Source organism: Gilliamella sp. A7, assembly GCF_002142015.1.
GTDB classification, from domain to species: Bacteria; Pseudomonadota; Gammaproteobacteria; order Enterobacterales; family Orbaceae; genus Gilliamella; species Gilliamella apis_A.
The window spans coordinates 1-12,685 of sequence record NZ_NASN01000062.1 but is presented as its reverse complement, the minus strand read 5'-3'; the positions used below and the strand labels follow the sequence as shown (position 1 = coordinate 12,685).

The window sequence follows — 12,685 nt, the reverse complement described above, 5'->3', positions numbered from 1 at the left end:
AAATAATATATTTCTAACTTTTAAGCTTATTTTTGATGAATATAGTGTCTTAATAAGAAAATTAACCATGATTTATTTATATCTGAGTTAATAAGTTTTAAAAAAATTTTAACTTTTAAGAGAAAATAGAAGTTATTCGCCATAAACCGCTATTCGGCGGTTTTTTTATGTCTGGAGAAAATAAATGTCTATAACTCAAGATTTACAAACTCTTGAAGGAAATCAACTAATACAACTCATAGAAGTTGATGGTTCTAAATTTGGACTTGATGAAGTTTTAAGATTTCATGCTCATAACATACCATTGGAAGGTTGGGCATCTTTTATTTATGAAAATATGCCATCTATTCATTGGCAAGGTCACGAATATTTTCCTTTTCCATACGAATTAAGTGGTATTGAGTTAAGTAGTACTGGATCTCAACCAACGCCAGAATTATCCATAGGTAATATTGATGGCAAGGTGACCAAACTTTGTCTTGATTATGAAGATTTAGTACAAGCTAAAGTTAAAATTCACACAACAATGGCTAAGTATCTTGATGATTGCAATTGGCTTGATGGCAACCCTCATGCTGATCCTCTTCAAGAACGAGTTCAGCTTTTCTTTATTAATAAAAAGAAAGAAGAAACTAAAGAAGTAATCAAATTTGAACTTTGCTCTCCATTTGATATACAAAATTTACAACTTCCTACCCGTCAGATAACTACAGTTTGTACTTGGTGTATGCGTGGTTGGTATCGAAGTGGTAATGGTTGTGATTATACTGGTGATAAATATTTTACTAAAGATGGAATACCGACAGATGATCCCGCAAAAGATGAATGTGGTGGTTTATTAAAAGATTGCAAAGCAAGGCATGGTAATAATCCTCTTCCATTTGGTGGTTTTCCTGCAGCCAATCTTCAAGGTAAGTAATATGCGACAGAGATTATTTAATGCAATTATTAAACATGCTGAAAAAGAGTATCCAAATGAAGCCTGTGGGTTGATTGTTGATACAGGTAAAACACAAAAATTTATTCCTTGTAAAAATATATCAGATAATCCTAAAGAACATTTTCAAATTTCCCCTGATGAACAGTTGAAAGCTGAAGAACAAGGTGAAATTATTATGATTATCCATTCCCACCCAGATTCACCGATGTTAGTGCCATCTGAGTTTGATCGTATTCAATGTGATTATTCGGGAATTGAGTGGGGGATTGTTTCTTTTCCTGAAGGTGATTTCTGCACAATTTCTCCTCGATGTGATCGAGATTATACCGGCCGACAATGGTTACTTGGGTATGCTGATTGTTGGTCGCTGATTTTAGATTACTATCAGCGTGAATATAACATAACGCTTAAGAATTATTCTGTTCCCCGTGAGTGGTGGGAAAACGGTAAAGAAAATATCTATGAAGATCATTGGCAAACAGAGGGATTTATTGAGGTTGAATTAAGCGATATCAAGCTGGGCGATATTATTATGATGCGTTTGAATGCAAACGTAACCAATCATGCCGCAATTTATATCGGTGATAATCGCCTTCTTCATCATGCATTTGGTCAATTATCCTCACGCACCCCTTACGGAAAATATTATAGAGATAGAACAGTTCGCATTGTACGACATAAGGAGTTATTCGATGCTAAGTAATTTAACCTTTAAAGGCGCAATGGCTAAACAATTTGGTAAAAACCATCAATATGACGTAAAAAACATCAAAGAGTTATTGAGAGCTTTATGTGCAACCAAAAAAGGTTTCGAAAAATATATGTCAAGCGCTCATTTAAAAGGGATCAAGTTTGCTTTTTTTGTAGATGGTAAAAATATCGGTATTGACGAATTTGATATCAATGCAACTGGTAGAAATTACATGATTATGCCGGTATCTCAAGGTGCTAAAAGGGGAGGGTTTCTTCAAGTTGTAATCGGCGTGGTAGCAATTGTTGCTTCATTTTTTACAGGTGGTGCGTCGTTAACACTTTTAGGTGCAACAATTGAAGCCTCGTCCATTTTGGCTAGTGTCGGTATCAGTATGGCTCTCGGAGGTATTGTTCAAATGCTAACTCCTCAGCCAAAATTTAATGCAGGTACTTCTTCCAGTGCTGAAAATAAACCTAATTATGCCTTTGGTTCACCGGTTAATACGGATGCGGTAGGTCATCCTATACCGATATTATTTGGTGAACGTGAAATCGGTGGCGCATTTATTAATGCCGGTATTTATACAGAAGATCAGCAATAGGTGAATCATGGAAACGCAAATTATAGAAGGTCAAAAAGGTGGAAGTAAGAAACCGCACAATCCTTACGAGCAACCTGACAACTTGCTTTCAACCGCTAAACTTAAAATGCTTATAGCACTAAGTGAAGGCGAAATTGAAGGTAGTTTAACGGCGCAAAATATATTTATCGATAAAACACCGTTAGCTAATCCAGACGGAACGTATAATTTTAAAGGTGTTCATTGGGAATTTCGCAATGGCAGTCAAACGCAAGATTATATTCAAGGTATGCCTGAGGTCAGCAATGAATTAAAAGCAAATTTTGCTGTTAAAACTGATATGCCATGGGTACGTTCATTTTCCAATTTAGAGTTGGATGCAGTAAGAATTAAACTTAATTTACCATCTCATGTTAGTTATAGAGATAATGGCGATATGGTCGGAACGACAACACATTATACTATTGATTTATCTGTTGATGGTAGTGCTTTTGAAACTGTTTTAAATGGTAAATTCGATGGTAAAACCACATCAGCATATCAACGAGATCACCGTATAGATCTTCCTAATGCCATTCAAGGGTGGACTATTCGTGTTAGGCGAATAACTCCAGATTCAAAATCAAGTAAACTAGTGAATGCATTTGGTGTTTCTTCATATGCAGAAGTGATTGATAACAAATTACGTTATCCTAACACCGCATTGTTATATGTAGAGCTAGATGCGTCAGAATTTAATGGCTCTGTTCCATTAGTAACATGTAAATTGAAAGGTAAGGTTGTTCAAGTTCCAGACAATTATGACCCTGTATCAAGAACATATTTTGGCGAATGGAATGGTACATTCAAGATGGCTTATACAAATAATCCTGCCTGGATAGCCCATTATTTAATGCGTGATGAGATAGCTGGAATGGGAACAAGAATTGAGTCTTCTATGATTGATAAATGGGCTATCTATCAACTGGGACAATATTGCGATCAGATGGTTTCTGATGGCAAAGGCGGTAAAGAACCTCGTTTTACTTGCAATGAGTATATACAAAGTCAACGCGACGCTTACGCAGTATTAAAAGATTTGGTTGCCTCATTTAGAGGTATAACTTTTTGGGGTAATGACCAAATCTATTTAACGTCAGATATGCCACAAGATGAGCCTGATTTTATTTATCACCCTTCTAATGTTATTGGTGATATTGTTTATGCAGGTGGCTCTTATAAAAATCGTTATACCTCTTGTCTGGTCGCCTATTCAAATCCAGACAATCATTACTGCGATGATGTTGAAACAGTCTGGGATAATGACCTAATGCGTCGGTATGATGTAAATGTAATGAAACTAACAGCTATTGGTTGTACATCACAAAGCGAGGCGCAGCGACGAGGCCGCTGGGCATTACTCTCTAATGTAAAAGATGGCGTTGTAACATTTTCTGTAGGTCTTGATGGTTATATTCCTTTACCTGCCCGCATAATCGGTATTGCCGATCCATCACGTTCTGGAAAGGAAAATGGAGGACGTATTCATGAGGTTAATGGTAGAAAAATTACATTAGATAGACCCGTTGACTATGATGTTGGCGATAGATTGGTAATTAATTTACCTGACGGAACAGCACAAAGCCGAACTATAAAATCAATTAGTAAAGATAAAAGAACAGTTACTGTAACAGCCAATTATAAAGTTCACCCTGTTGCTGGAGCAGTTTGGTGTATTGATAGTGATAATGTTGCTATTCAGTATTATAGAGTAACATCCATATCAGCTAAAGAGAATCAACAATTTACTATTACTGCTGTTCAACATGATCCGGAAAAGTTTAAATATATTGACAATGGTGTAAGATTAGAACCTAAACCAATAACTGTAACACCGTCAAGTACTATATCTGCGCCTAAAAATATCGTTATTTCTGAAAGTAGCTATGTGTCACAAGGCTTATCTGTAGCCTCTCTAGAAGTCAATTGGGATAAAGTAGATGGTGCTATAAATTACATTGCGCAATGGCGCAAAGATAAGTGTACATGGATAAATATCGGACAAACTAATGGTACAAGTTTTACTGTTAATGGCATTTATTCCGGTGTTTACGATGTTCGTGTGCGTGCGGTCAATGCAGTTGAAACATCTTCACCGTGGGCTTACTCAGAAGCTACAGCGATTAAAGGTAAGATTGGCAAACCAGAAAAACCAGTAAATTTTACTGCTTCAGAGGATGTGATATTTGGCATTGACTTAAGTTGGTCATTTCCAAAAGGTAGTGGTGATACAAGTTATACTGAAATTCAATACTCAACTAATGAAAATGAAGAAAATGCATTACTTCTTAGCAATGTTCCTTATCCAAGTTATAGTCATTCTCAAATGGGGCTTTCGATAGGACAAGTCTTTTTTTATCGAGCTAGATTAGTTGATAAAATTGGTAACACAAGCGATTGGACAGATTGGGTTAGAGGCATATCAAACACTAATACTAATGATTTAACAGATCATATTTTTAATGAGATTAAGGAAACCGATGCTTGGAATTCATTAGTTGATTCTATTGATAATGTTGTTAACAACTCGATAGATAATGCCAAAGCTATTATTGAAAATGCATTAGCTAATGATATTGAGTCTAAACAACGGAGAATTGAAAACAGTAAGTTATCAGCTGAAATTAAAGAAACTAATGCTGTTTTATTATCTGAAAAAGAAGCTACATCGATAGCACTAAAAGAATTACATTCAAAGTATGGTAACGTCAGTAGCGATTTATCTGAATTAAGACAAACAACTGCGGAACAAAATTCAGCAACAAGCAAATCGATTGATTCATTAACCGCAAAAGTTGGTAATGTTAGTAGTGATTTATCCCAATTTAAACAGGTCACAACAAATCAAAACTCAGCAACAGCACAAGCAATTCAATCTATCAATACAAAAGTTGGTGACGTTTCCACCTCTATATCGGATGTTAGTAAAACGGTAAATAATCTGGATGGAAAAGTTTCAGCCCAACGTAGCATTAAAGTTAAAGTAGATAGTAAAGGTCAGCAATATGCAGCAGGAATGAGTATCGGTGTTGAAAATACCGATAAAGGCATGCAGTCAAATGTTATCTTTTTACAAGACCGTTTTTCAATCATGAATACTGCTGACGGTAATCCTCAAACGATTTTCACAACACAAGGCAATCAAGTCATTATTAGTAATACAGTAATTGGTAATGGAACAATAACTGATGCAAAAATCAAAGATGCATCAATTACTAGTGCAAAGATTAGTAATGTTATTCAATCTGATAACTTTCAAGATGGGAAATCTGGTTGGCAATTATCAAGAAATGACGGCAAGTTAAAAGCTGTTGATGTTGATATTTCGGGAAGGCTTAAAGCAACATCGGGAGAGATGAATAACGTTGTTATCAATGAAAATTGTCAAGTTAGGGGTAAATTAACAGCAGAGCAAATAGTGGGTGATATTGCGAAAATTATTTATTTCTTTACTGGAAGTTCAATAACTATTGAGCCAGAGCCGTTCAATAGAATTATAAGCACACCTACAGTTGTTGTTTACGCTAATTCGGGTAGTGTAGAACAGTTCTCTAGCTATGCAATTTATAATGGTAACGATTTTACTAGTTCGGATGGCAAGGTTATTAAAAAAAATAGTCATTTATTTGTAGTCGGTACTAAAGCTCCTGAATACGCATCTAGCTTCGGTAGTTCGTCGTGGTTTTTTAGATTACCCGCCAACACAACACTCCAGCTAAAATCACGGGGGTATGGTCAATATCCAACTGCTGTTAATTTATTTATTACTAAAGAATAAAAATCAAATAGCACAAATTTTAATGAATAGTTTTAAATACCAAAGAGGTAAATATGTCATGGTATAAAGAAGGCTCTATAACACTGGAGCAAAAAAGCAAAAAAGTTATTGGAAGTGGGACAAAATGGACCAATCCACTTATTGGTATTTGTGCTGGGCAAATGCTGATATTAAAAAAACATAACACAATTGAGATACACGAAATTGCATCAGTACAAACTGATACCGAATTAACATTGGCTAAGCCATATAATGGTGAAACTAAATCAGGGTTATCATACGAAATACCTACAGCTCCCAAAGTATCGATTGAAACATTAGCATTACGTATATCTGAAATGTTCAACTATTATCAACAGCAAATGGAAGGCTGGCAGACAGTATTAACAGGAGATGGGGAAGTAACGTTAACCGCACCAGATGGGCGAGTTGTTACAATTAAATCTCAATACTCAATACAAAAAGAATTATTGAAACTTGTTGAACAAGGTAAGAATTTTGCAGAATCCGCTAATAAATCAGCCGGAACTATTAAAAATGTGAGTGAAACTGTTGAAGGTTTTGCAAACCATGCAAAAATTTATGCCGAAACTGCCAATAAATCAGCATCAGCCTCTGAACTGTCATCTAAAAGCTCATCAGATAGTGCCAAAATAGCAAAAGCATCAGAAAATAACGCAAATAGTGCCGCCAAAAATGCTAAAACATCTGAAGATAACGCAAAAAAATGGGCGTCTTCAATTGATACATCGACGTTAGTTAAAAAAACTGGTGATACGATGTCTGGACAACTGATTTTGTCTAAAAATGGATTAAAAATCAATTATGACAACAAAAATATAATGGCTCTCATAACGGCAGATGATAATTATTCACATATTTTCTATGATGCAGAAAAAAAACAGTGGCTGAGCAAATTAGTATATAACTCAACAATCAATTCGTGGAGTTTTCAATATATAAATGACGTGGTCATCAATGGTAAATCAGTGCTAAAAACTGGTGACGCCATCCAAACATTTGGCGATCTGTCAACAACAATAAATCTAAATGAACTGACAGGATCGAATGAGGGAATTTATTATCAAGCGCAAAATGCATCAGCGGTTACAGAACGAGGTTATCCAATTGGTGAAGCAGGAACTTTGCAGGTTTTTAAAAATGGAGCTGATGGTGCTGGATGTTGTCAAATTTATACTACATATAGAAATGCTCGACAATTTATTCGTAATTATCGAGGAGGTACAAAAACATGGGAAGCGTGGAATGAAATTATTACGACAGCAAATAGTAAGTCTTTCATACAAACAGGAGATTATGGGATAGGGGCATTAACAGGCCCAAAAATAGATAATCCAGATGAAACGTTAAAAGGTGGATGTTATGCAACTCGAACAACTGCGTTTCCTGAGTTAACAGAATATCAAAATCGAGATGACTCAGCTAGCCTCATTGTTTATCCAGCATGGACTAAAAATTGGTACGTTGAGAAATTAGCTGTTGTTTACAGTAAAACACCTCGAATTTATTATCGTTGCTCAACCCCAGATGGCAAGCAACCTTTTTATGAAGTCATTACGACAGCTAATGCGTCTGCGGATATAGTCAGTGCCTTACCCGCTACTAAAAGTGTAGTAAATGGCGTACCTACCTATTCAGTAGGTGATCATATAGTCATAAAAGATAATATCGGTGAATTTCGTTTAATGCCGTTCCGTGCTAATGAATTACCGTTTGGATGGTACTTCAGAAACGGAGATAACTATTTGCTAAGTTCACCGCAGGGAAAAGCTTTGAACGGGTTATCCGATAATTATAAACGTGATCATCAGATAACTATCAAAAATATTAATGGTCAGCAATATATTAATGTGCCATCTGCATTTGCGCCTGATGGACGGGGTTTTTTTGAACGTGCAGTCAATGGAACTACTCGCCAGGTAGGTAGTGTCGAGCATGATACAATCAGAAATATTTGGGCAAGATACGGAAATTTTATAGTATCGGCCTTAGAAGCATCTGGAGCATTTAAAATTAATGCAAATGCCGCGCCAGCTTACGATGGGAATGCTCACGGTTGGCATACGGATATTCTATTTGATGCGTCACGAGTTGTACCAACCGCCAATGAAAATCGACCACTCAATATTGGAATGACACCAGCAATTTATCTCGGAGTGTAATATGATTAATTATTATTTCGACAATACAAATGAACTAAAACCATTCACACATCAACTTGAAGCTAATGATGATACATTTGCTCCAGATAATGCATTGCGTATTCCACCAGAATTTAAAAAAGGCTTCCACCCATGCGAATCAAATGGCGAATGGGTGTTAGTTAAAGATCATCGTGGCGAAACAGCTTATAGTATAGAAACTCTAGAGCCTAGTAAAATCGATTATTTAGGTCCAGTTAAAGCAGGATTTACTTTATTAGAGCCATTTCAGTTTAGCCATTGGAGCGGTGATAAGTGGATTTTAGATGAAGACGAGCAAAATGCATACAAAATAAAACAGAATAAAGCTTTAAAAGCTTCACTACTAAACGAGGCTAATGAAAATATATCCATATTACAAGATACTATAGATTTTGGCATGTCAGAAGATGGTGATGAAGATAAATTAAAAGCGTGGAAAAAATATAGAATTCTGCTAAATCGCATTGATGTATCAAATATCCCTGTAGTATTTCCTGAAAAGCCCTAAACGGGCTTTATTGGGAAAATGACATTAATATCTGAGGTATCTAATTTTTTTAGATTAATTCGATATAATTTCCATTTTTTTAACATTGCAACATCGTCATCTTGATTTAAATATTTTAGAGATGAAAAACATAATACACCACTCCAAAAAAATGGGTATTTTGCACTAAAACAAATAAAAGCTGTTATTAATTTTTAATACAAAATACGTTACAGTTTTATGGAAGTTTACAAAATCATAGGGTATTGTTCTAATATAAACATTACAAAATGTATTTTGCTGTTTTAATTAGGTTAAAAATAATTAGTTTTATTTATCATAAAAAATAGTTATGTAAACTTGTGGTATGAAATATGAAAGGCAGATAACGGATAAGAATAGGGTAATCGGCGTGTAACATATTTGTGCCGTAAAGGTTGCGAAAAGCTATAAAAAATAGTAAATAAATATACAGCAACAAGGGTGGGAACCTGTTTAATTATTTGTTTTTCTAATAATTTAAATTCAATTCAATAAAACTATAAAAGTGGTTTATAATCGATTGGTCATTGGTTCAAGTCCAGTAGAGAAATCTATCAAATGTTTTATTATTGTTCATTATTAATCAACAAGCTTGCCGAATGATTTAAAAAAATGGCATTTGGTTGCGTTTTTATTTCTAGTCATTTTTGAATATGGCGAATTCATTGTATAAAACGAGTTAGCTATCTGTGTTTGCTCAATTTTAAGAATTAAAATTGCATCATTAAGAGCAAATTGCATCATTTAGGTGCATTTATTTTAATAATAGATAAAGCATGTCCTGATTATCTTCACTATGTATTCTAATAATTCAAATTATTTATTGAGATATTTTTAGCGACAATTTAATTTTATTTAAATTGGTCTAGATTTTGCATGGTAAATTAAAGGATATTTATTTACTATCAATAAGGAAAAAAGATGAAATATAAAATAATACTTTTCACCACTCTATTTTTAATAAGTACATTCTGTTTTGGTGAGACAAAACTTCCTCATATTGTTATTTTGGCAACTGGAGGAACAATAGCCGGTTCGGCTGCAAGCAATACCGATACCGTTAGTTATAAAGCCGGTGAATTGGGCGTGCAAACATTAATTGATGCGGTTCCTGAATTAAAAAATATTGCTCAAATTGATGGTGAGCAAGTAGCTAATATCGGCAGTAATGATATGACCAGTGATATTATTTTAAAACTATCAAACCGTGTGAATGAACTATTAGCAAAAGATGATATTGATGGCGTTGTAATTACCCATGGTACAGATACACTTGAAGAAACAGCCTATTTTCTTCATTTAACGGTAAAAAGTGATAAACCTGTTGTCTTGACTGCAGCCATGCGTCCCGCGACCGCTATTAGTGCCGATGGACCAATGAATCTATTAGAAGCTGTAACATTGGCATCTACTTCAGAAGCTAAAGGGCGAGGTGTCATGGTTGTACTTAACGATAGAATAGGCTCAGCCCGATTTATAACGAAGACTAATGGCACAACCACAGATACCTTTAAAGCCGCAGAACAGGGATATTTAGGTGTTTTTATAGCAGCAAAACCACACTTTGAAACCAAAATTGACAAACTTCATACATCAAATTCTATTTTTGATCTTAGCGGTGTTAAAGCGTTACCTAAAGTGATTATTTTATATGGTTATCAGGATGATCCAGAGTATTTGTTCGATGCAGCTATCGAAAACCATGTAGATGGTATTGTTTATGCAGGTTCAGGGGCTGGATCTACTTCTGTTAGAAGTGATAGAGGCATAAAAAAAGCAGAAAATGCGGGTATTGTTGTTGTACGTTCATCTCGAACGGGTAGTGGGATAGTTCCTGTAAACAACACATTACCAGGATTAGTTTCTGATTCGCTTAATACTGAAAAAGCCCGAATCTTACTTATGACAGCATTAACTAAAACTAAAAATCCAGAATTAATTCAGCAATATTTTCATAGTTATTAGTTAGAATAAATTTTATGGCTGCAAGGTAGATACTTGCAGCTTAATTCTGAACAAAAACAATTAAAAAGCTGCGAGAGGCAATTTCTTTTACATAATATCAATGGACATCATTCAATAAAATATATTAGTAATGGAGCAAGGCATACAGGCTCCTTTAGTAACAGTTAAAAGTGATTTTGTTTGTTGTTTTAGAATAACATTTTGATCTTATAAAATCATAGATTCAACCGCTAACATTAATGGGTTAAAATAAAAGTGTGATAATTAATTAAAAAAATAGTGTAGGAGGTTTAGAAATTGCAAACCTCGATGGAATACTAAATTAGTCAATTTACTGCCGAGTAGGTAGTTTAGAAAATCACAACGAGGAAATTGTACTGCTGATGAATGTTCACTGCCGTGTAGGCAGTTTAGAAAATATGAAAAAATAATCATAGCAATTAAATAATCAATAATTGACAAAATAGAAGACATTGTTAAAAATAACATTGCCAATAAGAACTCTTCTGATTTTTTTGAATAACCATTATTAGTATATTGAATACAAATGTAAAAAAATATATATTTCTATGAATGGTATTATATTGACAACCAGCGTAATCGTATTAAACTGTATAAATAAACAGGTGATTTTTTGTAATGAGATATCCCAAAAAGCAGAAATTTAAGTTGTTTAAGAAAATAACAATTTGGCTTGATAAAATAACAATCAAAGGAATTGCTGTTTTTATATCACTATTAATTGCTTTTGTTATTAGTATTTCTATTGCTTATCTGATAATTTTTAATATTAATGGAAATGAACATCCAGCATTATATGAATTATATATGGTATATGTTGTAGCAGGATTTATGGTAACTTGGCTAATTATATTAGCTGTTTTGCGATATACATTATCTAAAAGACATTGCTCATAGGAGGGATATATGGCTTATTCTACAATTGCTGTAGCAAATACAATATTAGAGATTGCAGAAAAAAAGAACATTGAAATTTCTCCAATGAAAATGCAGAAATTAATTTATTATGCTCAGGCTTGGTATTATTCATTAAATAATGAACCTCTTATTGATGAACATTTTTCTCGTTGGCATTATGGACCAGTTATCCCGTCTTTATATCATAAATTAAAGTATTATGGGGCAAATAATATTACTTCTAAAATAGGTGATTTAGAGTTTATAAATAATGATACGGTTTTTGTTGAACCTGTGATTAAAGATAATTTGATTGGTCAATATCTAGATAGAATTCTAGAAGTATATGGCTCATTTTCAGCAGAGCAATTATCAAATATGACACATCAAGACGGAACCGCATGGGCGATTAGCGGTCCTGATGGCTCAGTAATTACTTTAGATGAAATGAAGCTAGATACTGAGTGATTTATGATTAAAGACTCTCTAAAAAATATAAAAGTTAAGTTTTCTCCCCAAGATGAGAATAATCTTAATAGTAGTATAGAAAAACCACCTAAATCACAAGAAGACTTAGATTTTGAGATTGAAGAGAAAAGAGTAAGTGTTTCCATAAAGCAAGAGCAATATGAAAGAGAAAAAGCTGATCGTCAACTTAGAGACAAATATTCATTCAAAGCATTTAAGGTAGTAAAAAAATCGCTATGGGGATGGGCTATATTGCTTTTTGTTTATGGAGTTACTAAATTCTTAACCAGACATGAAAATGGTGGTGGATTTGAAATTTTTTCGGATCATGTTTTGATTGCAATCACTACTGCGACATCATTAAATATCTTTGCAGCATTTTTAAGTTTGATTAGAGGACTTTTTCCTTCAATAAAAGAAGATAAAAAAGAAGATAAAAAAGAAAAATAGATTTTTAGAATTAATAATTAGCTACTTCGGTAGCTTTTTTTGTTCCTAAAATCAATCATATATATAATTACAGCGCTATAATAAATTTTACTTAATTTCTATATGTATATGAATATATAC

At 33.9% G+C, this 12,685-nt stretch carries 10 protein-coding genes; 9 read left to right on the top strand and 1 reads right to left on the bottom strand.

The genetic code is table 11. The annotated features are described in order from the left end of the window. Positions 1-184 precede the first annotated feature (184 nt). Genes B6D18_RS11245 through B6D18_RS11220 form a run of 6 tightly spaced genes read left to right on the top strand, consistent with a single transcriptional unit; the run spans position 185 to position 8,743 of the window. Positions 185-919 (top strand): phage minor tail protein L, encoded by a 735-nt coding sequence (locus tag B6D18_RS11245; protein ID WP_086364526.1) that lies wholly within the window; start codon positions 185-187, stop codon positions 917-919. 1 nt (position 920) lies between these two features. Continuing rightward, a complete protein-coding gene (locus tag B6D18_RS11240) occupies positions 921-1,643 on the top strand; it encodes a C40 family peptidase (RefSeq protein ID WP_086364525.1) in 723 nt (240 codons plus the stop codon). Beyond that, a complete protein-coding gene (locus tag B6D18_RS11235; protein ID WP_086364524.1) occupies positions 1,633-2,235 on the top strand; it encodes a tail assembly protein in 603 nt (200 codons plus the stop codon). Before B6D18_RS11240 ends, B6D18_RS11235 begins: the two co-directional genes overlap by 11 nt. Before the next feature lie 7 nt (positions 2,236-2,242). Continuing rightward, the gene (locus B6D18_RS11230; protein WP_086364523.1) at positions 2,243-6,031 is read left to right on the top strand and encodes a DUF1983 domain-containing protein; all 3,789 of its coding nucleotides are present in this window, start codon (positions 2,243-2,245) and stop codon (positions 6,029-6,031) included. A 53-nt stretch (positions 6,032-6,084) separates the two neighbouring features. Beyond that, entirely contained in the window at positions 6,085-8,214 is a 2,130-nt protein-coding gene (locus B6D18_RS12780; protein ID WP_216818959.1) for a pyocin knob domain-containing protein, read from the top strand. A gap of 1 nt (position 8,215) precedes the next feature. Further along, complete coding sequence (locus tag B6D18_RS11220; RefSeq protein WP_086364522.1) at positions 8,216-8,743, top strand: tail fiber assembly protein; 528 nt, start codon at positions 8,216-8,218, stop codon at positions 8,741-8,743. Here the strand turns inward: B6D18_RS11220 and B6D18_RS13075 are convergent. Next, entirely contained in the window at positions 8,740-8,919 is a 180-nt protein-coding gene (locus B6D18_RS13075; protein ID WP_371328902.1) for a tail fiber assembly protein, read from the bottom strand. The genes B6D18_RS11220 and B6D18_RS13075 overlap by 4 nt on opposite strands. Before the next feature lie 766 nt (positions 8,920-9,685). Here B6D18_RS13075 and B6D18_RS11215 point away from each other — a divergent pair. The 3 genes from B6D18_RS11215 to B6D18_RS11200 all read left to right on the top strand — a co-directional run bounded on the left by B6D18_RS11215 (position 9,686) and on the right by B6D18_RS11200 (position 12,565). Beyond that, positions 9,686-10,729 (top strand): type II asparaginase, encoded by a 1,044-nt coding sequence (locus tag B6D18_RS11215; protein WP_086364521.1) that lies wholly within the window; start codon positions 9,686-9,688, stop codon positions 10,727-10,729. Positions 10,730-11,656: 927 nt separating this feature from the next. Continuing rightward, positions 11,657-12,115 carry a Panacea domain-containing protein gene (locus tag B6D18_RS11205; protein WP_086364519.1) on the top strand — a complete coding sequence of 153 codons (459 nt, stop codon included), beginning with the start codon at positions 11,657-11,659 and terminating at the stop codon, positions 12,113-12,115. Between the two features lie 3 nt (positions 12,116-12,118). Continuing rightward, on the top strand, positions 12,119-12,565 hold the full coding sequence (locus B6D18_RS11200) for a hypothetical protein (RefSeq protein WP_086364518.1): 447 nt from the start codon (positions 12,119-12,121) through the stop codon (positions 12,563-12,565). Positions 12,566-12,685: the final 120 nt, after the last annotated feature.